This window comes from Candidatus Nitrospira allomarina (assembly GCF_032050975.1).
Lineage (GTDB): Bacteria > Nitrospirota > Nitrospiria > Nitrospirales > UBA8639 > Nitrospira_E > Nitrospira_E allomarina.
Window position 1 is genome coordinate 88737 of the sequence record NZ_CP116967.1, and the last position, 23855, is coordinate 112591.

Below are 23855 nucleotides of genomic sequence, written 5' to 3' on the forward strand. Positions count from 1 at the left end.
GGTCACCCTTCTCTCGTCAGGATGCCATTATCAAAAAATTGGCACATAGCAAAAACATACCTGTTTTTGCTGCGTCTCATCAGCTCTCTGGTATGGATTGGGCTTTTTACGATCATATTCATTTTTTGCCAGCCGGATCAGAAGCCCTGGTGAAATTCATCAGTTCAAAATTGGAAAAAATTTGCATTGACTCACCACCGTGACTAGATTCACTTAATCGCAAATAATGTCGTCCACTTCCCAGAATACTTGAAGCCACTTTTCACTGATCTAAACCCTGGGCTTCTGTGAGGTAAATTTCTTCAAAATTACCGAACTCGATTTCCAGCTGTTTCTCTGCCAGCTCATTCACTGAAATTTTGCTATACGGAAACCGATTTGATTAATGGATTCCTAAGGCGAGCCTCTGAATAAGGTCCGGCTTAAATCCAGGAAGGTCGGGAGGCACAGTGAAGGGAGCCGTTGGTCGGAACGCGGAATAGCAATTGAGAAATTGGATGATCAGGACCACGCGATCTCGTCGGTTACACCGGCTCCCATAGTGAAGGCAGCGGGACGTGTCCAGGAACGCCCCTGATCCGGGCGGTCCGATCAACTTCACCTCATGGTTTCTTCCTCCTCCCTCATAAATTCGTTCGTCCTGCACACGACCAAGCACACGCCCGATCGCTCGCTGCACTTGATGGGATATATCGGCGGGAAGAAACGTCAGCGGCCCCTGGTCCTCCTTCGTCTCAAAGATATTAATAAATACTTTGACTTGCCTGAGATCTTCATAATCGAAGTGAAAGAGCTGGCTGGATCGAGCCGTTTCATTTTCAGGCGACCAACAGAGCCGGGCGCCGGTCAACTTCGGGACCGTCCCCAAATATGCGGCTGCGGCATCAAGAATTGGGCGGGATACCATAAGCCTGAGCAATTCCGGATGGTGGCAGAATTCGGCACCTTCAAGAATCGGAAACAGAAATTTCTTATGAGGATGTTTCTGAAAGTATTCCGGGGGAAAAACCGCTCGGGACTGCTGATATACTGTTTCGCAATACCTGACAATGCAATCGACTCCTTCAATATCATTAGGCCCAAAAAGCCGGTATCCGGCTCTATCTGGAATGGTCATCAAGGGCTTAGTGATCGTAATAATCTCTCTGGCCAATCGCTTTCTTAAACGATATTGTGTAGGACTACCAGTGATTTTCAGAGCGCGATAAAATGGTCGAACCACCCACGGGGGAATTCTCAAATTTTTATGCAGTATCTTATAAAGCCGATTCTGACGAATCGGCTGCTTGACCATTTCTGTATTTTCAGAGGATAGAGGCATTTATACGATCCCGTGCGGAAAAATGGAGAATCTGGCTGTATCGCTTAGGCTTCATTGGTCTTCCATGAATGCCTATGAACCATCCCTGCAGATGGGCATCTAGGTAAAGCAATTCATGATTCCTGAAAATACCCTTCCTGTCAATCATTCACATTGAACTCCCCGTGAACCAGAATGCCCTATTTTTCAAAATCCTTATTCATTCTTGAGGAAACCTATGTTATTCTTGGGATTGCATCCGAAGGTTGTATATTCAATGCCTTTCGCTTTTATTCCTGCAAAGCGATTACCTGTCAATCGAAACATCAAGGAACAAACTTTCCTTATAACGAAATGGGAACTCTCGTTCTTTTACGCCATGGGGAAAGCCTATGGAACCGCGAAAAACGGTTTACAGGCTGGACCGATATCGGGTTAAGCCAAAAAGGTGTTAATGAAGCTCAGCGGGCAGCCCAAATTCTTAAAAGGAAAAGAATGATGTTTGACCTGTGTTTCTCATCGGTATTAAGCCGAGCGCATGAAACGGCAACCATTGTACTGAAGAACATGGATTTAACCTCTGTCCCGGTGCGGAAAAGTTGGCGGTTGAATGAACGTCATTACGGCGCTCTCCAGGGAATGACCTGGTGGGAAGCATCAACACAGTTTGGTGCGAAACAAGTTCTGATATGGCAGCGACACTTTTCTGCGGTTCCTCCTTCCCTCTCTCCTCAGGATTCTCGATTTCCCGGCCTGGATCCCTTATATGCAGATTTGAATCCTCAGGACCTTCCCTTGACAGAAAGCCTCCAGGACACCCAACGCCGGCTGATTCCTTGCTGGGAGGAAAACATGGCTCCTCTGCTCAAAGAGGGAAAAAGGATTCTGCTGGTTGCACACAACAATAGTATCCGAAGTTTGCTACAATTCCTTCTTCATCTCGATGAAGCCAGTATTAAACAAATCACGATTAGAACCGGAGAACCCTTGGTCTGTAAATTTGATGCCAATGGCAATCTTATCAGTTACTCCTATATGCGGTGGAAGCCAAAGTTGAAGGATTGCACTCAAAGGTTGTTGAAATACTGCCTCCCCTAAGTTCATTATTGATTGATCATTTGAGGTTATGACATATCTAAACTTTTCAGCCCTAGAAGCTATTTCGGCCCAATCCTTTCAGGAAGCCAAGCCCTATCCGTGGATGAATCCCCCGGATCTCCTGACGGAGACAGGTTATCAAGGCCTGGTTGAGACCCTTCCGAATGTCTCCATGTTTCAAAAGCGTTTTGGGGTCAAACGGGCTCATGGGCAACAAAGCCATGATCGCTACACATTAGAGTATCGCCCGGGCTTACCTCTCTCTCCTCATTGGGATCAATTTCTAGCCGAGCTTCAGGGAAAACCCTATTCGAATTTTTTAAAACGATTATTTGGGATCAAGTCCCTTGAATTGAATTTCCATTGGCACTATACACCCAATGGGTGCTCTGTTTCTCCACATTGTGATGCCAAACATAAACTTGGGTCTCACATTTTCTACTTTAATACGAAAGAGGATTGGGACCCCGCCTGGGGTGGCGAGACCGTTATCCTCGACGATCAAGGGCAGTTTAGCCGAAAAAGCGCTCCCAGTTTTGAAGATTTCCCACAATCGTTGGCTTCAACAGCCATTGGGAATTTCAGTCTGTTGTTTCAACGATTGGATAAATCCTGGCATGGGGTCCGCCCCGTTCAATGCCCCGAAGGGCACATGCGAAAGGTGTTCATTGTCGTCATCAATCGGCTCTCGCTGACTGACCGAATCCAGCGGGTATTTGGAAAAAGCCCTAAGGGGTACTGATTTTCTCAATACGTTTTAACGCTCATTGCCGATACCCCCTACAGTCCCCGATACCCTTCGAAATAGTCGGGCTTTATGGCTTTCCAATCTCTTTCAAAAAATGCCCGTTTCGTCCACTGGGCGAGAAAACATAATTCGATAAATCCATAATAGGCTTGAATATCCGGCGCGCCCTTAGTCGCCAACAATCGGAGAAACTCGTTCTTGAAGGGATTCAGCCATCGCACCAAGGCTTTGGCAGCACCCATGCCTATGAGATGCTCGCTGACCAGGCCTTCCACATCGACGGCACAAAGCAAATGAGACTTGGGATGAAGGACAAAATTTTTCTTGACGGGGTCGGTATAATCAAACCCGATCCAACAATGTGTAGGCTGCAGGACATCCACGGATTTTCTGATCTCCCCCAACAATCCATTCGAAAGGATCCCAATCTGATTGAGAAAATGCAGATCCCGATCCAGGCGATCGGGAAACATGGTCGTATTTGTTTCCACCAACCGGGGAGCTTCAGAGTATAAACGACTATAAAACATGGCCACTTTTTCAACGAGTGCGTCATCAACCTCTTTGATGAGACGCCCTTGAACAAACTCCACCCAGATTTCCCGCTCATAACGAATCACCATATTCGGGAAGATCCCGTCCCCCCCGAAGCACTCGAGATTCCGTTCAATTTCAACAGCCAGGGAAGAATCACAAAAAACCAATCGCTTAAATTGCTGCCCATTGATTGTCACAAAATGTAGGCTTTTGTCCTTTTGCAAGCGAACTCCAAAAAGCCGAGATAAAAAATATCGGGCTCGCTTCAAGAAAAAGGGCGATCGTTGTTTGACCTGTAATTGAAAAGACATCGTGTTGAAGAGTGTCTGGGTTAAACTGGTGGTGTCAAAAAACCAAAAATTTGGAAAACAGGGGATACATCGGATATGATTTGAGGCCCCTAGAGAAGAATGCGTTACTACGGCCTCCCTGAGAAGCTCCGATTACCGTGGGTACGTGAACTTTCAGGAGGTGTGTTATGAACTTTTTTTAAAAAAGAGTCAATATCTTATCTAATTTTAGCTCCAATAGCGCCTGAATTGAGAACTCCTCCGGTATAACTAAAACATTCCGGTCAGACGACGATGCTTGACAACCCAAAAGTTACCGTATTTATTCCGGCTTATAACCGCGAAAAATATATTGGAGACGCCATTGAAAGTATTTTGGCACAAACGTTTACCAATTTCGAAATACTTCTCATAGATGATGGCTCAAAAGACCGTACCATTGAAATCATGCGTTCATATCAGGATCCTCGTGTGCGCATCATCAGGAATGAACACAATCTCGGGATTCCCAAGACCCGAAATAAAGGCATTGAACAGGCTCGTGGTGAATTTATCGCCATGTTAGATAGCGACGATCGGGCGTTTCCCACACGACTGGAGAAACAGGTCAACTTTCTGGATGCCCATCATGATTTTGCCCAAATAGGAAGCTGGTGCCGCATGATGGACGAACAAGGTCGGCCATTAAAACGGATCAAGCGTCAGCCCATTTTACCCGAGGACGTCGACATTCAACTGTTGTTTCGATGTTCCCTGAGTAACCGATCGATAATGGCTCGCACTAAAATTTTGCGGGAATATGGATATCGAAATGACTACCCACGCTGTCAGGATTATGACCTCCACGTGAGACTGGCCCAAAAATATAAACTCGGCAACCTCCCTGAATGCCTGGTCTACGGCCGTATTCACGCCGATCAAATTACCAGTCAAACGGTGGAGCTGGGTGATGAAAAAAAGCGGGCAATCATCCGTCATCAACTCAACGTCTTGGGGGTGCCTTTCACAGAAGAGGATCTCGGTCCGCATTTGACGTTGTCCCGGATGCGAAAATCCCAATTCACGCCGGATTATGATTACCTTCAATGGGCGGAAAATTGGTTATTGAAACTTCAAGAAGCCAATTTGCTTACACACCGGTATTCGCAGCGTGCAATTGCACAAGCGGTCCGCGAAAAGTGGATACGGACCTGTTGGGCGGCCTGGAACGGCATAGGGTGGAAAGCCCTGAAATATTATGTTCACTCCCCCCTGCGCAAAAGTCTCGGCAATACAATACGAGAACACGTTCTCACCTGATCAGCCCAGTATCTATTCAATTAAGTCTCAAGCGACCTTTAATCATATGACGACGACGAATTCCTCGGATTTCGCCTCACTCCCGAGTCAATCGATAAATGTAGAAGGTGAATCACCCGACCGTAAACACCTTGCGATATTTTTACCATCTCTAGCCGGGGGCGGCGTCGCAAGGGCAATGGTCTATCTCTCAGAGGCCTTTGCCGATCGCAACCACAGAGTGGACCTGATCTTATGTCAGGTCTCAGGGCCTTACCTAGACAGCATTTCCCCGAAGGTTACGGTCATCGGGCTCAAGGGGGGGACAAAATGGCGGGGATGCTTCCATGCCGTGTCAGCTGATTTTGGGGCTTTATGGTCAATGCTCCTCCCAATCTTGCTATCGTCTCATCCTCCCAAAACTATCGGGTATCTCCCGGATTTGGTTGAATATTTACAACGTGAGAAACCAGATACGATGCTCACGGCGAAAACTCCTGCGAACCTCATCGCCTTGTTAGCCGCACGCCTTGCAGGTGGCAAAACTCGCATTGTGATCAACGAACAAACCAGCTTGTCTCCCATCATCAAGACATCCAAAAAGTGGCGTTGGCGTTTCCTTGCACCTCTCTTGCAACGCGTGTATCCACGAGCGGATGAAATTGTAACCGTGTCGGATGGCGTCGCCGAAGATGTGGCCTCGTTGACGGGAATCCACCGTGACCGTATTACGACGATTTACAATCCGGTAGCTCTCACCCAGGTCCAAGAAAAAGCGCGCACCCAGGTTGACCATCCGTGGTTTCCGGCAGACACTCTGCCGGTCATCTTAGGTGTAGGGAGACATGTGCCACAAAAGGACTTCGCGTGCCTCATAAAGGCCTTTGGACGAGTTCGTTCCGTGCGTCCAGCCCGGCTGGTGATCCTCGGGGAGGGAAGGATGCGGAATGAGCTTGAAGAGCTGGCTGAAACCTTGGCCCTCACCCAAGATATTTCCATGCCTGGATTTGTCGATAATCCCTTCGCCTTTATGGCCAGAGCTTCGGTATTTGTGCTTTCGTCAGCATGGGAAGGTTGTCCGAATGTGCTGATCGAAGCGTTAGCGTGTGGATGTCCGATTGTCAGCACAGACTGCCCGAGCGGTCCTACCGAGATTCTCCAAAAGGGGGCTTTTGGACCATTGGTACCGGTAGGCGATGACAAAGCGCTGGCTGAAGCTATTCTTGAGGTTCTTGACCGTCCACTTGGCCGGGAGCAGTTGCGTGCCCGTGCAACGGAGTTCGAGGTGGGCAGGATCGCGGCAGAATATCTCCAACTTATGTCGGCGCCCTAATATCCCTTCAAATGGCTCCGTTAAAAGAGGCCTGATATTAATAGGACTACGTGCGGAACGGTTTTCGATAGGGACTACCGTCGTGACGGTCTTGAATCCCCCGCTTAAAAAATTTGGCATGAGGAGGAGTAAGGCTTATCGTCATAGCGAGCCCCGCTCCTCATAGCCAATCAATATGGTTGCCGGAAACCTATTTCACGACGCTTCTATGCGGTGATATCCTGCCCAGGAAGTTTATCGCTTTGAAGCTTCGAGCAAATACGCAAAATAGCCAACTGGCAGATAATCAATTGACGTCGACGACTCTGTGACGACATCTCCAGTTTACCTGTCTATCCCTTTAGCAACAATCCAGTGGCTGTAAGGGAATACATGCCCAGGTATCGGTGATGAAATGGGACTAATATTTCATGTCGACATCTACATGGGTCACTTCCCCATTCACCTCGAACGAGGATTCTTCAAAATTCGGAGCGGCTAAAAATAACGAGGGATTGTTCGACACACCAAAACCTTCGGTAGGTAAACCGAAAAAATTCCGGTCGAATTTATGATTGTCGTTTTCATCATGATAGACGACTACGGCGTATTTTCCTTCTGCCGGTGCGGCCAAACACAGGGTCATAGAACCTTTTAGGGCAGGTTCCCGTTCCTTATCAGCCTTGGCTCCCTTGACTAAAAAACTCTCTGGATCAGGTCCATACAGGACTGCCTTAAGGGATCCTGCAGCGTTTTTGATTCCATGCACATGAACGTGAATGGGCTTCCCTTCAGAGGGGCAGGTATTAACCGGTAGCTGAAACTCTGCACCGATACTTACTGAAACACTGAGCAACAACATTATACAAAAAAAATACAGGCCGACCCCATGTGGTCGTGAAAAGGCTATGCGCGAAAACATCTCGTCCTCCATACTTCACACATGAACATCATATGATGAGAGCAAAATAGGCGGATACACACGTAATCCGCAACTGAAGATAATCCGAAAGATTAGAGAGGATGATTTTCCTGAGGGGTCAAGTTGGGTTTCCGTTTTTCAAAGGCAAACAGGAGGAGAAGGGAGCACACCCCCACGCTAATCGCCGAATCGGCCACATTGAAAGCGGGCCAATGGTAGCCATTGATATAGAAATCTAAAAAATCAATGACTTCTCCATATTGGAGGCGATCGATAAAATTCCCAATCGCACCACCAAAAATAGACGCAATGGTCAATTGCCCCCACCAATCGTGGGGTTCCAGCCGCAAGAAGATGGTGATTAATAATCCCATGGCAAATAGGGAGGTCAGGAAAAAGAAAATGAGCCTAAACCCACTGCTGGTCGTGCCCATGATCCCAAATGCGGCGCCAGGGTTTCTGATGTAGGTCAAAGAAAAATATCCCGGAATAATGGGGATGGATTCGTGAAGATACATCGAAGTGGCAATATAATACTTGGTGACCTGATCAAGGCTTACGATGGACGCGACGACGAGGCCCAACAACACAAACCGATGAAGGCCCCCGCTCATCCCAAGGCCTCCACGCATCGCCCGCAGAGGGTTGGATGTTGGGCCTGTGAGCCTACATCCTGGCGAATATTCCAACATCGATCACATTTGGTGCCTTCGGCTTTGACGACCTCAATCGCCAGCCCAAGACTTGCCTCTACCAATCCGGCTCCAGGCAGGGTTGCAACCCCTTCCACCTTCACGCACGAGACAATAAACAACGCCGGCAAATCAGTGAGATATCGTTTGAGCAACGTACAATGGGGTTCAGTCGAATGCAAGATCACGGCGGCATCCAGGGAAGAACCAATCACTTTGTCCCGTCTCGACTTCTCTAAGGCGGACTGCACCTTATCCCGGACTTGAAACAAGTAGGTCCACATCTTGTGGAGCTGGGGCTCTTGAAAGACTGTGGGGGATTCCGGAAAATCGGCTAAATGCACACTCACAGGCCTAGATCCATCTTTCGTGGATTCCGGAAGAACCTGCCAGATTTCTTCAGCTGTAAAGCTCAGGATAGGCGCCATAAGCTTAGCTAAGGCTGACACAATTTCATACAAGACCGTTTGAGATCCACGCCGAAGCGGAGAGTTCGCTGGAAAGGTATACAACCGATCCTTCAAGATATCCAGGTAGGTCGCACTCATATCCGTGGAACAAAAATAATCCCACTCATGCACAACCTGTCGAAATTGAAATTGTGCATATCCCTTTTTCACGTTGTCGATTAGTTGCCCAAGCCGCCAGAGTGCCCATTGATCCAATTCCGGCAAATCGGCATGGGGCACCGAATGAACGCCCGGAACAAAATCATACAGGTTACTCAGGAGGAAGCGGCAGGTATTGCGCACTTTGCGATACGCATCCGTCAATTGTTTTAAAATCTCTTTTGAGATCCGCAGATCTTCCTGATAATCCTGCGAGGCCACCCATAGTCGCAGAATTTCCGCACCAGACTCTTTGATGATTTCTTGTGGGGTCACGACATTGCCTGCCGATTTCGACATTTTCTTGCCTTCCCCATCCAAAACAAACCCATGTGTGAGCACGGCCCGATAGGGCGCTTGCTCATCCGTGGTCACAGACGTCAAGAGCGAACTGTGGAACCACCCCCGATGTTGATCGGAACCTTCAAGGTATAAATCCGCGGGATACCAGCCATCGCCCCGAGGCCTCAACACGGCCGCATGACTCACGCCCGATTCAAACCAGACATCTAAAATATCATGTTCTTTTTTAAACGACCCATGGCCGCATTGCACACATGTAGTTCCCTGCGGAAGTAATTCTTCGGCGGATCGACTAAACCAAATATCGGCTCCACTCTCCTGTATTTGAACACTGATATGCTCAATCACATTTTGATCAGAAAGGGGGGTCGAACAACTTTCGCACGAAAACGCGGGAATGGGGGTCCCCCACATGCGTTGCCGGGATAAGCACCAATCCGGACGGTTCACAATCATGCCATAAATACGATCTCGCCCCCGCTCAGGAATCCATTGAACTTTATCAATTTCTTTCAAGGCTTTCTGACGAAGATCGGCTACCTCCATGGATACAAACCATTGGTGGGTAGCCCGAAAGATGACCGGTTGCTTACAGCGCCAACAATGTGGATAAGAATGCTCAAGTTTTTTTTCGCCAACTAACAATCCTTTGGTCTTTAAGACTTCTACAATCCCGGGATTCGCTTCCAAAACGGGTTGACCGGCAAACGCAGGGAATTCCTCCGTAAACCGTCCAGCATCATTGACCGGCACCAATATCTCTAAAGGCTTCCGATCTGGAAGTATTTCGACATAAGGGGATTTGTTATATTTCAGAACTAAAAGATAATCATCCATCCCATGTCCGGGAGCAATGTGGACACACCCCGTCCCTTGCTCCAATGTGACAAAATTTCCATTGAGGATGGGGACCTCTTTCTTGGCAAATGGAGGATGGCACGTCCACCCTTCAAAATCTTTTCCTTTCTTTATGCCCAATACCTCAAACTTTTCAATGTTACAGGCCTTGGCAAATGCGTCTTCCAATCCCAAAGCCACGATAAAAGCCTCTTCACCGGCTTGAAGAACGGCATAGTCAAAATCCGGATGCAGGCAAATGGCTTGATTCGCGGGAAGGGTCCAAGGGGTCGTGGTCCAAATAACAGCCGAAACGGCTTTTAACGCTTTGACTGTTGGCAGATCCAATCGTTGGTCGGAACCCATTTCAGTTGGCGAGACGGTAAAGGGAAATTTCACATACACCGACGGTGAGAGATGATCCTCGTATTCCACTTCGGCTTCAGCCAGCGCGGTTTGATCCACGGGACACCACAAGACCGGTTTCAACCCTTTATAGACCCTCCCTTTTTCCACAAACTTTCCGAACTCCCGGACAATCGCTGCCTCATAGCCATGATCCATGGTCAGATAGGGATGCTCCCAATCCCCGAATACTCCCAACCGGCAAAATTCGTCTCGTTGGATCTGAACAAATTTCTTGGCGTATTCTCGGCAAAGTTTTCGGAGTTCCACCGCACTCAGGTCTTTTTTCTTGGGTCCAAGTTGCTTGGTCACCTGATGTTCAATCGGCAACCCGTGACAATCCCACCCAGGGATATAGGGAGCCTGAAAACCCTCCATGGTTTTCGATTTAATAATGATATCTTTAAGGATTTTATTCAGCCCATGCCCAATATGAATATGCCCATTGGCATAGGGAGGGCCATCATGAAGGATATAACGGGGCCTGCCGTTTCTGGCCTCCTGAATACGGTCGTACACCCGCTCCTGCTCCCACCATGCTAATCGCTCCGGTTCCTTTTGTGGCAGGTTGGCCTTCATCGGAAACTCAGTCCGGGGAAGGTTCAATGTCGCTTTGTAGTCCATGGGGAAATTCTCAAGAATAGTGGGATAAACTCAAGGCCATTCTAGCCATGCCCCTCAAACCCGTCAAACAATGCCCTTCAGGCATCTGGCCAACAAACAGCCATAAGCGAGGACCATATTATTAAGTTGAAAGCGCCACAAATTAAGGGAAGAAGAAACCACAAAAGGAAGGCAAATCAGCTCAGATCCATCATGCGGTCCAAAGCCAGCTTGGCAAACACTTTCTCCTCGTCGGGAACTTGTATGTGATTGACCACATGGCCCTGTACGAGATTTTCCATGGCCCAACATAAATGAGGCCCATCAATTCTGTACATGGTCGAACACCGACACACCATTGGGGAAAGGAAATAGATTTGCTTGTCAGCTTGATCATGTTTCAACCGATTCACCAAATTCAGCTCAGTTCCCACGGCCCAAATTGTTCCCGGATCGGCTTGGGTCACCGTCCGAATAATAAATTCCGTCGATCCCACCAGGTCTGCCTGATTGACCACATCTTCATGACATTCAGGGTGCACAATAACCTGAACATCAGAATACTGCTTCCGGAAATAGGCCACGTGTGCCGGTTGAAACATCTGGTGCACACTACAATGCCCCTTCCAAAGAATCAGGCGAGCCCTTTGTATCGTTTCCCGGGTATGTCCACCGTTGGGCTGGAAAGGATCCCAGACAATCATCTCTTCGCGAGGAAACCCCATGGCATTCGCGGTGTTCCGCCCTAAATGCTCATCAGGGAAAAAGAGAATTTTTTCTCTCCGTTTCCAGGCCCAATTCATAATCGCTTTGGCATTGGAGGAAGTACACGTCACACCGCCATGTTCCCCGCAAAAGGCTTTGAGCGCAGCAGCCGAATTCACATACACAATTGGGGTTACGGTGTCTTCCACCGGCAAAAACCGTCCGAGGCGGTCCCAGCAATCATCCACCTGTTCCATGGATGCCATATCCGCCATTGAACAGCCTGCAGCCATGTCAGGCAGAATGACGGTTTGATTGGAACGGCTCAAAATGTCGGCTGTTTCAGCCATAAAATGCACCCCACAAAATACTACGTAGGGATGCTCAGGGTGCTCGGCCGCATACTTGGCAAGAAGAAGAGAATCGCCGCGGAAATCGGCATGCACAATCACATCGTCCCGCTGGTAATTGTGCCCCAATATCAATACTTTCCGTCCTAACTTGACCTTTGCTTCCACAATTCGATCAAACAACTCCTGATCCGGAAGAGTTTGATAGTCAGTGATAGGGAATTCGGTAATTGTAGGCATAATTATTTCCAAAGATGCTTTCAGAATTTTTTCGATTTGAAGATGGCTATCTGTTCGATGATAACTACCATTCCTAGGAAATCAATAAGTAAAACTTAAGTTTAGCAAATCTATAGGTGCCTAAGAAAGGAATTCTCTTTAAATAACTACTATTTTGAGCTTTCCAAATAATCCACCTCTTGGCGATCGGCTAGGTACATGCAGTGACCAAAATCGACCTTCTGGGTTGGTTTGAGATCAATAAAACTATAAGTGATCTCCTAAACTTGTTGTAAGCGCCCTTCCTCGTGCCATGCATACACACATAGGCTCTCATCCTCTCCATGAGGGAACAGCTTGGCCATTGACCAATTTTTTTTAGCATGGTTGCGTGGTATTGATTCCAGTCCCTAGGGCTCTCACTTGCCACTTTTTGCTATCCCTGAGACAGTGTTCTAAAAGATCCCCTTGGGGTCGCCCATGGGAGAAGTCACGAGAATGTGTTGTCCTCCTAGCTTACCTTTTAGCTTGGATAGCCGGAATAGCAGTCTGACAAAGTATTTTTACATCTCCCATCTGGACCGTCTCCCCAAAAGGGTGATGCCAAATTTAACGTCAACCGAGGGACCTTTTATCTAGTATATCAGGCTTGTCTCCGCCGGACTTATTTTTACAGCCTACTATTTCCATCATTTCTTCATTAATAAGGACTCTTGGAAATCCCAATAGGAACCGTTTTTGGAGAATTTCCTGTTTGGATCGGTCAATAAACTAAGAGCCTCTGCCGAGGGTGATATCGGCCGCTATCCATAACAGTCCGGTGGCCTGTCTCTCCGCAAAGTTGATGGCTCTAGCAATGCTGTTAGATGGTGGAGAAAAATCGGTAATTCCCATAAGTATGCCTTTCAGCTAAACTTCAAAAATAAAGCATGCTCCTTCCTCACCAATTGGGGAGTTGCTTTAAGGATAGGGAGAAATTTGTTTAAAAAAATTCAGATAAAGTAAACAGTTGGGCCCTGATGTTCCGGAAGAACCTGGCATCATCACATTCCATAATTGGGGTTAACATCACGGAACGGAGATGCAGATTTTCCCTTTAATAAATCGGCATCGCCTTGTTCACATAAAGAACCGCAGACGTTTACACTTTCAAAAATCAGGCAGCCAGGATTCTCGAAGTTCTATAGACTTCAGCCGTAAGAAAATGGATATCCTGCTATAAATAAACTAATTAGTCCGGGACAGCTGGGCTCAGCAATACATGGTCAAGAGTTTGCCTGACTGGATAGAGGTGCCAAAAATTCCCAGTGAGGGCAACCAAACTTTGCCGAATCCATGCAATTCCAGCAAAGTATGCCCTTTGGTATTTCGAATAGGTGCAAGGGGAAAAGAGTTAAAGTTCAACAGCGCATTTGGAACTTCCACTGTCAAGACTAATCGCCTCCGGATTTTTTCAGAACCCTGTGAGGAACGAAATTCTCAGCTCAGTCAAGAAATCTCAAACGGAGAAGGAATAGAGAGGGACTGCAAATAAATGGAGGGGGAAAGATGAAAAATATTATACCCTTTAACAAACCGTTCATTGCGGGAAAAGAGCTTTATTATATTGCGCAAGCCGTGACGTTTGGAAATCTGGCTGGTGATGGGTATTTCACTAAAAAATGTTCGGATTTGTTTGAAAAACAGTTCAGAATTCCCAAAGTGCTCATGACCCCTTCTTGCACGGCAGCTTTGGAAATGGCCGCAATGCTATGTAAGCTGGAGGCCGGTGATGAGGTCATTCTCCCATCCTATACCTTTGTCTCCACTGCCAATTCGATTGTTCGATTGGGCGCCAGGCCCGTATTTGTGGATATCAGACCTGACACGCTGAATCTGGATGAAAATCGGATTGAAGAAGCCATTACCCCTAAAACAAAGGCCATTATCCCTGTTCATTATGCCGGGATCGGGTGCGAAATGGACCGCATTATGGCGATTGCAAACAAGCATGATCTTTTCGTCATAGAAGATGCGGCACAAGGAGTAGGCGCATATTATAACGAACGCCCCCTCGGAAGTATTGGACATCTTGGTACCTATAGTTTCCATGAGACCAAAAATTATATTTGCGGAGAAGGAGGGGCCCTGTGTATCAACGATCCGGGAATGATTAAGCGAGCGGAAATTATTCGAGACAAGGGAACCAACCGGAGCGATTTTTTTCGTGGAGAAGTTGATAAGTATACATGGGTGGATATTGGATCGTCCTATGTGCCAAGTGAAATCGTCTGTGCATTCCTCTATGCCCAATTGGAAATGTTGGACTCAATAGCGGAGCGAAGAAAGGCTATTTACAAACAGTACCGGCAACTGTTGAGACCCCTTGAAATTCAAGGACTACTCAGTCTTCCTACCATACCCGAAGACTGCAAAACCAATTACCATATGTTTTATATTCTTCTGCCAGATATGGAAACCAGAGATGCCCTCATGGGGCATTTAAGACAACAGAATGTTTTGGCAGTTTTTCATTTTGTTCCACTCCACACTTCGCCCATGGGGAAAAAGTTCGGATATGCTGAGGGCGATTTTCCAATCTCAGAGCAATTAAGCGGGCAACTTTTGCGTTTGCCTTTTTATTACGAAATGACTGAAGTGGAGCAGGAATACATCGTAAAATGTATTACCGAAGGGGTAAAAATCGTGAAAGAAAATATAAACCTAAAACGAGAAGAACCACCGGCACTCCGATTCGTCAATTAGTGCCGAGAGGGTTAAAGAGTAAACTCATTGCACGAAGTGAGAATAGAAAATCAGGGATAATCTTTTCACATTTCTTATGCCACTACCCTGGGACTCTCAGCATTTTGAGATTTCGGTAGGGCAGATTATTACTCCAGAATTAACCGACTCAGAACTCATGAGCATTCTGATTTATGCCAAAGAAAATGGCTATCGCTTGATTTACTGGGCCACGTCCCCGAAACGGATGATCCCTTTGCCTATCCTTCGAAGTTTTTCAGGTTCCCTCGTAGATAAAAAGATCACCTATCGACGGAAGCTAAGTTCCGACTCCACCGTGGGTGGGGAAAAGATGCCGAGCATTCCGGTTCAAGCAATTGAATACCCTCTCTTGCCCGCCAATAAGCAGCTCGTGAATCTAGCATTAATCGGAGGTGGCCATTCCAGATTTTATATAGATCCATGTATTCCCAGGGACAAGTTTGCAAGCCTGTATCATATTTGGATCAATCGAAGCACTTTACATGAAGTTGCTGATGTGGTGTTTGTCGTGCCGGATTCCAGAAATAGAGAGGAATATCTCGGGATGGTTACCGGGTCTACAAAAAATGGTATGGGGAAAATTGGCCTGATGGGGGTTCAAAAAAAAGTCCAAGGTCAAGGAATCGGCTCATTGTTGATTAAGCGATTACATGAATGGCTGTTATCCAATGGTATAAAGATTTCTGAGGCGATTACCCAGAAAGACAATGTGCAAGCCTGTAAATTTTATGAAAGGTCCGGCTACCTACCGGAATCTCTTCAGAATTATTATCATTTTTGGATCCCACAGTAGGTGGGTCCTGCCTGGATCAACATTGCCTAAAGGACGTACATCAGAAATCGAGGCATTCAAGGAATACGACACTCAGAAATAAACAAGCAGCCTGGCATGGAAAAAGTAACCGAAGTGATCGAGGATAAAGCGCCGATACGGGTCCTCCATCTGATTGATAGAATTACCGGATATGGGACAACAAGATTGCTCTGGGATATTGTCCGGTTAACCCCATCAGATAAGGTCAAGCACTTGGTCATTTCCTTTTCACCGAACAAAGGGAAATGGATCTATGCAGATCTTCTGCGAGAGAAAGGCGCCTATGCCCAAGTTCCCAAACGGCGTATCCTCAAAATATTAGATCGCTGGGATATGACATGGTTTCTCCTACGGTACATGAATGCGTTGTGGAATGTTGGTAAGGCCTTAATCTGGTTTCGGCCTGACATTATCAATTTGCATACGAATTATGTTTTAACTATTGGCCTGCCTTTAAAAATAATATTGCGACGCCCGGTGGTTCATCTGGTTCCATCCCTCTTTTCCCAAATGGTAGATGATGGAAAAGCCTGGGTGCCTAAGGTATTCGCCAGATTTCATGCTTTGTTCGATTGTTTCTTCACGGCTGCCTCCCGATGCCGAGATGAGTTGCTCTCAATAGGCATTCCCGATTCCAAAATCGTTCCTCTTCGCGGGCTTCTTGATCTTGAGGAAATTAATAAGATTCGACATCAACGACAACAATTCCATCAGGCAATTAGAGAAAATTATCATTTGCCATCAGATGCTTTAATTGCTCTTTCTGTCGGGCGATTGGATTCATCCAAAGGACACGCATATGCTTTGGAAGCCCTTCCTGACCTTTTCCGACAGTTTCCCAAGCTTCATTGGCTTTTAGTTGGTGATGGAAATCAGCTATCAGAACTCGAGGCCCGCGCAAAAAAATTAAATATTTATGGCCATGTACGTCTCGTTGGCTATCAAGAAGACCTTCTGCCCTATTACGCAGCGGCCACAGTGTACCTTCGTACCATGGTTTTTGAGGAAACTAATCTTTCGACCTATAAAGCCATGGCTATGGGAATACCTATCGTGGGATTTGATACAGGCTGTGAAACGGAGCTCCTAAAAAAGGTTGGTCATGGAATTTTAGTACCCAATAAAAGTGTTGCTGGTTTATCGGCGGCTGTCGCTCAGATCCTGACACTGCCTGATCATGGAAGAGAACTTGGTGGTCGTGGCATAGAATTTTGTCAGGCCAATTTGGACATTCGATTGGGAATCGAGGATATAACCACAGTGTATAAGTACCTTAAGAATGGAGGTTGACATACCCCTACCATTAAGAAAATGGCTTTTGTTAAGGAACTTTTAACAAACTATAAAAAATGGGAGCCTGTCACTGTTTGACAAACAAACTGAACGAGACTTACCATGAGGTCGCTAGGGGTGCGACACGCTGAGAGTCCCAATAAGGGGGACGACCCTCACGACCTGACCTGGATAATACCAGCGTAGGGAAGCAGGAGCCACGAAAGCCCGCACAAGCAGCCGCACTCTTTAGCTAAAAAAAGGGGCGGCTTTTTGTTTTTTGGAATAAGCTTCCTGGACCAATTCCCTAATCCCAGAAAGAGAGGGTTTGCATGACACCAGCCCAAACCACCACATCCAGTCCTTCGACACCATCATTACACGTCATTTCGGAGGAGCCCCGCATTCCTCTTTCTTCCCTATCGATTCAACCGTTTCCCGGCTCACAAAAAATCTATCGAACGGGCTCGAGACCGGATGTACGGGTCCCCATGCGAGAAATTCATCAAACAAGCAGTCGGAGCGTGCTCGATAACACCGAAGTTCAGAACCCGCCTGTCATTGTCTATGATACCTCAGGACCCTACACGGATCCCGGGGTTCAGATTGATGTGCGCAAGGGGCTCTATCCCGTCCGAAAGGGTTGGATCGCCGAACGTCAGGACGTCGAACCCTTGAAAGAGGTCAGCTCACGGTATGGACGAATGCGTGCAACCGACCCCGCTTTACAGGCCATCCGGTTCCATTTGCAACGCCCGCCCCTTCGGGCAAAATCAGGCCGGAACGTCACGCAATTGCATTATGCCCGGAAGGGAATCGTCACACCGGAAATGGAATTTATTGCTATTCGGGAGAACCAGGCACGTGAGGAGCACCCATCCGCCCAACAGGGGACAGGACAGACTTTCGGGGTGGCTCAACATCCCGGACAGAATTGGGGCGCGTCCACTCCCTCCTACATCACACCGGAGTTTGTTCGTGATGAAGTAGCTCGAGGACGGGCCATTATTCCTGCCAATATCAATCATCCAGAAATTGAGCCTATGATTATCGGGCGCAATTTTTTGGTAAAAATCAACGCCAATATTGGAAATTCTGCCGTTACGTCCTCTATTGAAGAAGAGGTTGAAAAATTAATCTGGTCCATCCGATGGGGAGGAGACACCGTCATGGACCTCTCCACAGGAAAAAACATCCACGAAACCCGTGAATGGATCATACGAAATTCTCCCGTGCCCATAGGGACCGTACCCATATACCAGGCCTTAGAAAAAGTGGGGGGGAAACCTGAGGAACTGACCTGGGAAATCTTTCGAGATACTCTCGTGGAACAGGCCGAGCAAGGCGTGGATTACTTCACCATCCATGCCGGTGTTCGCCTGGCCTATGTCCCACTAACGGCCTCTCGGATGACCGGCATCGTCTCACGGGGCGGATCCATCCACGCTAAGTGGTGCCTTGCTCACCATCAGGAAAACTTTACCTATACGCATTTTGAAGAAATTTGCGAGATCATGAAAAGTTATGATGTGTCATTTAGCTTAGGAGACGGATTGCGACCGGGTTCACTGGCGGACGCCAACGATGCGGCTCAATTTGCCGAACTGGAAACGCTGGGAGAACTCACAAAGATCGCCTGGAAACATGACGTCCAAGTCATGATTGAGGGCCCGGGGCACGTCCCCATGCAACTCATCAAAGAAAACATGGACAAGCAATTGGCTGCCTGTGACGAAGCCCCATTCTATACCCTGGGCCCGCTAACCACTGATATTGCTCCAGGCTACGACCACATCACATCCGCGATCGGCGCAGCCATGATCGGCTGGTACGGGTGCGCGATGCTGTGTTACGTCACCCCCAAAGAACATCTAGGGCTTCCTGACAAGGAAGACGTGAAAGCCGGAGTGATGGCCTACAAAATAGCGGCACATGCCGCAGATCTGGCTAAAGGCCACCCGGGGGCTCAACACCGGGATAATGCCCTCTCCCAGGCACGGTTTGAATTTCGATGGCAGGATCAATTTAATTTATCGCTTGACCCGGAAACGGCGAAGGATTTCCATGATGCCACACTCCCCGCTCAGGGGGCTAAACTGGCCCATTTCTGCTCCATGTGTGGCCCACATTTTTGTTCTATGAAAATTACCCAGGACGTGCGAGAGTATGCTGCTGAAAAACAATTGGCAGATGATGCCGCCTTGAAACAAGGCATGGAGGAAAAATCAGAAGAGTTCCGAAAAACCGGTGGAGACTTATATCGATAAAGCGGGAAGAGTCAATGATGGAACCTGCAGAAAACCAGCAGGAATTTGAACAGAGACAAGGGCCAAAACGTAATTGGCATTGTATGTATGGTGGAAAAATCGAAATTTTACCTGGAGCTCCCCTATGAATCCTATTAATATCGCTCCGTTACGAGAACGGGACATTACCCGTCACATTGCACGGGAGTATTACAAAGAATTCGATTCACTGATTGAAAGCGATATCATTATTGTCGGTGGAGGTCCATCCGGACTCCTCTGTGCCCGCGATCTCGCCGCGATCGGCTTCCGGACTCTTCTTATCGAACAATCACTGGCTCTTGGTGGCGGCTTCTGGTCCGGTGGATTTCTCATGAATAAGGCCACGATTTGCGAACCGGCGGATCGGATTCTTGAAGAATTGGGCATACCCTTTAAACCGATTAAAGACTGCCCTGGGATGACCATGGTTGACCCCCCCCATGTGACCAGCCGGCTCATTTCCGCTGCTTACGAAGCCGGTGTAAAGATCATGAATCTCACCAAAGTGGTCGATCTCATTCTTCGGCAAGATCATCGAATCGAAGGTGTCGTTGTCAATAATTCCACTGTGGAAATGGCGGGACATGATACCATTCACGTAGATCCCATTGCCCTTGAAAGTCAAATTGTGGTTGATGCTACCGGTCATGACGCCGTCGTGGTTAATTTACTCCACCAACGTAATTTATATCAGAAAGTTCCTGGAAACGGGGCCATGTGGGTAGCGCGTTCTGAAGCATTAGTGGTAGAAAACACCCGTGAGATCTATCCAAATTGCTTTGTGACCGGCTTGGCCGTTGCTGCAGTTGATGGCAGTCCACGCATGGGACCGGCGTTTGGGTCGATGTTGCTTTCCGGCCGACGCGCAGCTGAATTAGTTCAACACAAGCTCAAAGGCGAGTAACCGCCTCTTTTCCTGAGAACACAAAAAGGACGGTGCGCAACACAATTTCCTATGGATATTCAAGATTTTCTCGACCAGGGTGAGGGCAACGAAGAGGATAAGGTGGCAGCCTGGAACCTTTTCCAGCAGGCCTATGAGCTGCAAATGAAGGGACAACTGGAAGAAGCGGTGGATCTCTACAAGCAATCCATCGACCTTTTTCCGACCGCCGAAGCCCACACATTCCTAGGCTGGGCCTATAGTTTCATGGGTCAATTGCAGGAAGCCATTGAGGAATGCCAAATGGCTATTCGCCAGGACCCTGAATTCGGAAATCCTTACAACGATATCGGGGCCTACCTTATTGAGCTCAACCAGCTGGAAGAGGCCATTCCCTGGCTTGAAAAAGCGATGAAAGCCAAAAGATATGAAAATCCCTCCTTTCCTCATATGAATCTCGGCCGGGTGTACGAACGACAAGGGGCATGGGACCAGGCCGTCGATTCCTACAAAAAGTCTCTGGCTCTTAATCCCGAATACAAAACAGCCAAACAAGCGCTCATGCGCATTTTAACTCTCATGAACTAGTACCTTGTAAAGGCCTTACCAAATGCCAGACACCAAAACGATTCTTGTAGCCGTGAGTGATATTTTCTTCTACACCAAAATACGCGATGCCTTTTTACCACAAGGCTACAAACTGGAACGTCTCCGTACTGGAGATGACTGGCAAACGAAAGCTCTTGCCAGCCAACCCATGGGCATCATTATTAACATGAATGATGACCGTCTTAATGCTTCCGATATTGTGAAATCTCTACGAACCCTTCCTCAAACACACTCATTGCCCATTCTGGCCTTTGCCAATCATGAAGAGGTTCAAACATGGAAACTGGCCAAAGACCTGGGAATTCAAAAAATTGTCTCGCGCAATGAGTTTTCTGCGCGGACACTCGCGCTGTTTGAGGAAACCATGGCGGCAGCTACATCATGAAAACCCTTCCTCTTCATAAGCAACATGAAGCCCTGGGAGCCACGTTTCAAGCTTGTGGCGAGTGGGAAGTCCCTTTGCATTACGGAAATGCTCTCCTAGAGTATGAGTCTATTCATCGGCGAGCTGGGCTCGCCGACCTCTCCATACGCGGAAAAATCATGGTCACTGGAGATGACCGGGTCACCTGGCTGCAAAGCCTCATCAGCAATGATATTCTTCCTCTAAAATCCGGGGAGGGTCGGTATTCTGCCTTTATGAACCATAAAGGGAAAATGCTCTCCTATTTTCGGGTGTTCCGGCAACCCGAATCCCTGATCATTGAAGATGTGGGAGAGGTGGGAGACCTCACCTATCAAGCCTTTCGAAAATTTCTACTCTATGGGACAAAAGCCAAACTTCACAATGGCCTGGAAAGTTGGGGACTTCTCCTTGTTACCGGGCCAAATGGTCCGGAGATTCTTAAGCAAGCCTTGAATTTGGAAGTGGGATCGCTCCAGGTCTTGGATTCCATCACCTTCACTTTAGGTAATACACAAGGATTTCTTGCTCGCACGGAAGAAACGGGTGGACAAGACTACGAAATGTTTATACCGGTCGCAGCCATCCCTTCGCTCTGGTCTCATCTCTTGAATACCGGAAAAGAGCTAGGCCTGCTCCCAGTCGGAAGAGAGGCACTTGAGACATCCAGAATTGAAAGTGGATTGGCTCGCCTTGGGCCAGACTTAAATGAAAAAATCGTTCCGCCAGAAGCCAACCTTGAGGGGAACGCCTTTAGTCTATCGAAGGGATGTTATCCCGGGCAGGAAGTCGTCGCTAGAATGGATACGTACGGGTCGGTGAAGCGACGCATGGTCGGCTTAGTTCTTGAAACCGAAATCCCACAACTTCCTGAACTCGGGGCGAAACTTTTTAGTGGGACTCGGGAAGTGGGGTGGGTGTCCAGTTCCACCCACTCCCCTCTTGTAAAAAAACCGATTGCCCTTGGATTTCCATTACGAGATTTTACCCAACCCCGGACAAACCTAGAAATCGAGATCAGAGACCAGCGCTTCCCAGCCTCTGTCTGCGCCTTACCGTTTACGGTCTCTTAAGCAGCTGTCGCAAGATTCCAAAATAATTCTTCCGCACTCTGATAGGGATCAGGCTTTTTCCGGGTGTCGGCCATGAGAGATTTTTTCCGCAAAAGACAATACCGCCGGACGTTGTGCGTCGTTCAGCGCAAGAAGAATATGCGCCTCATCACCATGCATCAATCGTAGACTAAGAAATGATTCTTCCGTGCGTTTTTCCTTATTATCCCAAGTCCCATCAATCAATTGAATTTTATCCAAATCACAGCAAGAAAATACGTCATACCGAAAGTAGGAGTCCCCGATTACCATATCGAAAAGAACCTGGCCAGAGGTCATAACCATGACGTTAAAACGCCCTTGATCTTCATAGCCTTCCGGCAAAAATTCATTGACATACAGAAGAGTAACCTTCCGACCTGCCAATGCCTGTTCGATCTTCGTGCTCAGAGCCGGATAATCGATTTGAAGAGCCCGCTCTTCCTGGCTGGTAGCACGCAAAGCCATCTCCCTCGTTTGTTCAAAAACATCTGTAGCAGTCAACACAGAATACGCTCCTTTCTTCCACGACACTATTAAATTATGTCGAATTGGTTTGGCTATAACAGGGTGCCTACGATACCCGCCATTTGACAGAGAAAGCAAGGGAACCAATCCCCTCTATTAATGGCATCCACCTATAATTATTTATTTCATGGCGTGAATTGATTGCCTTCTCCGCTCTCAGTTGGGCATACTTCGAATGGAAAAAGTCGCCGGATGAACCTTCAAGGAGAACCAGCTTATGGATGCTGATACATGTCTGATCGGGGGATGCACCGAACCCCTCTACGCCCCTGCCGGAACCCAATCCTTATGCAAGGAACACTTTTTACAATTCGTCGTATGGCGCCGGAAAAAAGGCGGACTGGGTATGTTTAAAAAATATTGCGCGTTGAACATGGAAGAACGAGACGTGATTGTTGAAGAATGGGCTAAGACGACATTCAGTACATCTGCCTCTTGAACAGTTTTCTCTTGGCCTTCACACGCGTTGAATCATCATCCCGCCTTCACGCCTCTTTTTCGATCCCAAAAGTGAGGAAATCTCTCCTGCTACCCAAGCAAAAGAAAGAATAACCCGCGTCGCCAATACCCAATGGACGATTAAACCTTATTCCATGAGCGGTGATCCGTGGTGATGGATGATCTTCCACTCGTCTCCGATCCGCTCGAATAAATTGGTCGATACCACCTGGCTATTCTGTTCGTTCTCTCCCACCCGACTGGTGATATTTTCCGTACAAATGACCCAGGCAACATCGGCGGCAACTTGAACCTGTACTTCCGTCAGTTCAAATTTCATTGAAAATGTATTATTGAATATGACCACCCAGGAATCCCTAACCGCCGGCCACCCGACCCGGATACTCCACCCTGGATGAATGCAGGTTACATACTCTTGATGAGCCCAAATAGAATCCATCAGCGCAACATCCAGCTGTTCAAACCCGCGGTAAAACAACTCATTCATCTGCGTCACTTCCTCAATCCGTTCCTTCAGCATCGTGCGCTCTCTTTC

Annotated in this window: 21 protein-coding genes and 1 riboswitch; of the genes, 13 read left to right on the forward strand and 8 right to left on the reverse strand. The window is 47.6% G+C overall.

The genetic code is table 11. From position 1 onward, the window contains the following. Positions 1-382: 382 nt before the first annotated feature. Positions 383-1321, reverse strand: coding sequence for a phytanoyl-CoA dioxygenase family protein (locus PP769_RS00355; protein ID WP_312643803.1), 939 nt, complete (start codon positions 1319-1321; stop codon positions 383-385). Positions 1322-1495: 174 nt separating this feature from the next. On the opposite strand from PP769_RS00355, the gene PP769_RS00360 reads away from it, so the two are divergent. Together PP769_RS00360 and PP769_RS00365 are read left to right on the forward strand one after the other, a co-directional pair. After that, entirely contained in the window at positions 1496-2398 is a 903-nt protein-coding gene (locus tag PP769_RS00360; RefSeq protein ID WP_312643805.1) for a 2,3-bisphosphoglycerate-dependent phosphoglycerate mutase, read from the forward strand. Positions 2399-2426: 28 nt separating this feature from the next. Continuing rightward, positions 2427-3140, forward strand: coding sequence for a 2OG-Fe(II) oxygenase (locus PP769_RS00365; RefSeq protein ID WP_312643807.1), 714 nt, complete (start codon positions 2427-2429; stop codon positions 3138-3140). Between the two features lie 38 nt (positions 3141-3178). Here the strand turns inward: PP769_RS00365 and PP769_RS00370 are convergent, their stop codons facing one another. Next, positions 3179-3880, reverse strand: a complete 702-nt coding sequence (locus tag PP769_RS00370) for a hypothetical protein (RefSeq protein ID WP_312643809.1) — start codon at positions 3878-3880, stop codon at positions 3179-3181. A 387-nt stretch (positions 3881-4267) separates the two neighbouring features. Between PP769_RS00370 and PP769_RS00375 the strand changes: the two genes are divergently transcribed. Both PP769_RS00375 and PP769_RS00380 read left to right on the forward strand, forming a co-directional pair. Then, on the forward strand, positions 4268-5272 hold the full coding sequence (locus PP769_RS00375) for a glycosyltransferase family 2 protein (RefSeq protein WP_312643811.1): 1005 nt from the start codon (positions 4268-4270) through the stop codon (positions 5270-5272). A 46-nt stretch (positions 5273-5318) separates the two neighbouring features. Beyond that, positions 5319-6584 (forward strand): glycosyltransferase, encoded by a 1266-nt coding sequence (locus tag PP769_RS00380; protein WP_312643813.1) that lies wholly within the window; start codon positions 5319-5321, stop codon positions 6582-6584. A gap of 400 nt (positions 6585-6984) precedes the next feature. Here the strand turns inward: PP769_RS00380 and PP769_RS00385 are convergent, their stop codons facing one another. The 4 genes from PP769_RS00385 to nadA form a co-directional block, all read right to left on the reverse strand. Further along, the gene (locus PP769_RS00385; protein WP_312643815.1) at positions 6985-7485 is read right to left on the reverse strand and encodes a DUF2141 domain-containing protein; all 501 of its coding nucleotides are present in this window, start codon (positions 7483-7485) and stop codon (positions 6985-6987) included. A gap of 92 nt (positions 7486-7577) precedes the next feature. Then, entirely contained in the window at positions 7578-8099 is a 522-nt protein-coding gene (gene lspA, locus PP769_RS00390) for a signal peptidase II (protein WP_312643817.1), read from the reverse strand. After that, complete coding sequence (gene ileS / locus PP769_RS00395; RefSeq protein WP_312643819.1) at positions 8096-10954, reverse strand: isoleucine--tRNA ligase; 2859 nt, start codon at positions 10952-10954, stop codon at positions 8096-8098. The genes lspA and ileS overlap by 4 nt, the downstream gene beginning before the upstream one ends. Before the next feature lie 176 nt (positions 10955-11130). After that, positions 11131-12228, reverse strand: a complete 1098-nt coding sequence (gene nadA / locus PP769_RS00400) for a quinolinate synthase NadA (protein WP_312643821.1) — start codon at positions 12226-12228, stop codon at positions 11131-11133. A gap of 1527 nt (positions 12229-13755) precedes the next feature. On the opposite strand from nadA, the gene rffA reads away from it, so the two are divergent. The 8 genes from rffA to ygfZ all read left to right on the forward strand — a co-directional run bounded on the left by rffA (position 13756) and on the right by ygfZ (position 22315). Further along, positions 13756-14952, forward strand: coding sequence for a dTDP-4-amino-4,6-dideoxygalactose transaminase (gene rffA, locus PP769_RS00405; RefSeq protein WP_312643823.1), 1197 nt, complete (start codon positions 13756-13758; stop codon positions 14950-14952). Between the two features lie 76 nt (positions 14953-15028). Further along, positions 15029-15766, forward strand: a complete 738-nt coding sequence (locus PP769_RS00410; protein WP_312643825.1) for a GNAT family N-acetyltransferase — start codon at positions 15029-15031, stop codon at positions 15764-15766. Between the two features lie 96 nt (positions 15767-15862). Next, positions 15863-17077 (forward strand): glycosyltransferase family 4 protein, encoded by a 1215-nt coding sequence (locus PP769_RS00415; protein ID WP_312643827.1) that lies wholly within the window; start codon positions 15863-15865, stop codon positions 17075-17077. A 106-nt stretch (positions 17078-17183) separates the two neighbouring features. Beyond that, a riboswitch (TPP riboswitch) is annotated at positions 17184-17286 on the forward strand. A 105-nt stretch (positions 17287-17391) separates the two neighbouring features. Then, complete coding sequence (gene thiC / locus PP769_RS00420; RefSeq protein WP_312643830.1) at positions 17392-19326, forward strand: phosphomethylpyrimidine synthase ThiC; 1935 nt, start codon at positions 17392-17394, stop codon at positions 19324-19326. A 124-nt stretch (positions 19327-19450) separates the two neighbouring features. Next, the gene (locus tag PP769_RS00425) at positions 19451-20251 is read left to right on the forward strand and encodes a sulfide-dependent adenosine diphosphate thiazole synthase (RefSeq protein ID WP_312643832.1); all 801 of its coding nucleotides are present in this window, start codon (positions 19451-19453) and stop codon (positions 20249-20251) included. 51 nt (positions 20252-20302) lie between these two features. After that, positions 20303-20818 carry a tetratricopeptide repeat protein gene (locus tag PP769_RS00430; RefSeq protein WP_312643834.1) on the forward strand — a complete coding sequence of 172 codons (516 nt, stop codon included), beginning with the start codon at positions 20303-20305 and terminating at the stop codon, positions 20816-20818. A 22-nt stretch (positions 20819-20840) separates the two neighbouring features. Beyond that, positions 20841-21224 carry a histidine kinase gene (locus PP769_RS00435; protein WP_312643837.1) on the forward strand — a complete coding sequence of 128 codons (384 nt, stop codon included), beginning with the start codon at positions 20841-20843 and terminating at the stop codon, positions 21222-21224. Further along, complete coding sequence (gene ygfZ, locus PP769_RS00440) at positions 21221-22315, forward strand: CAF17-like 4Fe-4S cluster assembly/insertion protein YgfZ (RefSeq protein ID WP_312643839.1); 1095 nt, start codon at positions 21221-21223, stop codon at positions 22313-22315. Before PP769_RS00435 ends, ygfZ begins: the two co-directional genes overlap by 4 nt. Positions 22316-22363: 48 nt before the next feature. Here ygfZ and PP769_RS00445 read toward each other — a convergent pair whose 3' ends face one another. Next, complete coding sequence (locus PP769_RS00445) at positions 22364-22840, reverse strand: hypothetical protein (RefSeq protein WP_312643841.1); 477 nt, start codon at positions 22838-22840, stop codon at positions 22364-22366. Positions 22841-23078: 238 nt separating this feature from the next. Between PP769_RS00445 and PP769_RS00450 the strand changes: the two genes are divergently transcribed. Continuing rightward, on the forward strand, positions 23079-23300 hold the full coding sequence (locus tag PP769_RS00450) for a hypothetical protein (protein WP_312643844.1): 222 nt from the start codon (positions 23079-23081) through the stop codon (positions 23298-23300). Between the two features lie 147 nt (positions 23301-23447). Here PP769_RS00450 and PP769_RS00455 read toward each other — a convergent pair whose 3' ends face one another. Continuing rightward, positions 23448-23840, reverse strand: coding sequence for a nuclear transport factor 2 family protein (locus PP769_RS00455; RefSeq protein ID WP_312643846.1), 393 nt, complete (start codon positions 23838-23840; stop codon positions 23448-23450). Positions 23841-23855 lie beyond the last annotated feature (15 nt).

Excerpts from the sequence above, each read along its gene's own strand:
- thiC (WP_312643830.1), top strand. The coding sequence starts at position 17,392 with ATGACACCAGCCCAAACCACCACATCCAGTCCTTCGACACCATCATTA.
- PP769_RS00450 (WP_312643844.1), top strand. The coding sequence starts at position 23,079 with ATGGATGCTGATACATGTCTGATCGGGGGATGCACCGAACCCCTCTAC.
- PP769_RS00365 (WP_312643807.1), top strand. The coding sequence starts at position 2,427 with ATGACATATCTAAACTTTTCAGCCCTAGAAGCTATTTCGGCCCAATCC.
- ileS (WP_312643819.1), bottom strand. The coding sequence starts at position 10,954 with ATGGACTACAAAGCGACATTGAACCTTCCCCGGACTGAGTTTCCGATG.
- PP769_RS00435 (WP_312643837.1), top strand. The coding sequence starts at position 20,841 with ATGCCAGACACCAAAACGATTCTTGTAGCCGTGAGTGATATTTTCTTC.
- PP769_RS00360 (WP_312643805.1), top strand. The coding sequence starts at position 1,496 with ATGCCCTATTTTTCAAAATCCTTATTCATTCTTGAGGAAACCTATGTT.
- PP769_RS00375 (WP_312643811.1), top strand. The coding sequence starts at position 4,268 with ATGCTTGACAACCCAAAAGTTACCGTATTTATTCCGGCTTATAACCGC.
- nadA (WP_312643821.1), bottom strand. The coding sequence starts at position 12,228 with ATGCCTACAATTACCGAATTCCCTATCACTGACTATCAAACTCTTCCG.
- PP769_RS00455 (WP_312643846.1), bottom strand. The coding sequence starts at position 23,840 with ATGCTGAAGGAACGGATTGAGGAAGTGACGCAGATGAATGAGTTGTTT.
- lspA (WP_312643817.1), bottom strand. The coding sequence starts at position 8,099 with ATGAGCGGGGGCCTTCATCGGTTTGTGTTGTTGGGCCTCGTCGTCGCG.
- PP769_RS00415 (WP_312643827.1), top strand. The coding sequence starts at position 15,863 with ATGGAAAAAGTAACCGAAGTGATCGAGGATAAAGCGCCGATACGGGTC.
- PP769_RS00410 (WP_312643825.1), top strand. The coding sequence starts at position 15,029 with ATGCCACTACCCTGGGACTCTCAGCATTTTGAGATTTCGGTAGGGCAG.
- PP769_RS00385 (WP_312643815.1), bottom strand. The coding sequence starts at position 7,485 with ATGTTTTCGCGCATAGCCTTTTCACGACCACATGGGGTCGGCCTGTAT.
- PP769_RS00355 (WP_312643803.1), bottom strand. The coding sequence starts at position 1,321 with ATGCCTCTATCCTCTGAAAATACAGAAATGGTCAAGCAGCCGATTCGT.
- rffA (WP_312643823.1), top strand. The coding sequence starts at position 13,756 with ATGAAAAATATTATACCCTTTAACAAACCGTTCATTGCGGGAAAAGAG.
- ygfZ (WP_312643839.1), top strand. The coding sequence starts at position 21,221 with ATGAAAACCCTTCCTCTTCATAAGCAACATGAAGCCCTGGGAGCCACG.
- PP769_RS00430 (WP_312643834.1), top strand. The coding sequence starts at position 20,303 with ATGGATATTCAAGATTTTCTCGACCAGGGTGAGGGCAACGAAGAGGAT.
- PP769_RS00425 (WP_312643832.1), top strand. The coding sequence starts at position 19,451 with ATGAATCCTATTAATATCGCTCCGTTACGAGAACGGGACATTACCCGT.
- PP769_RS00380 (WP_312643813.1), top strand. The coding sequence starts at position 5,319 with ATGACGACGACGAATTCCTCGGATTTCGCCTCACTCCCGAGTCAATCG.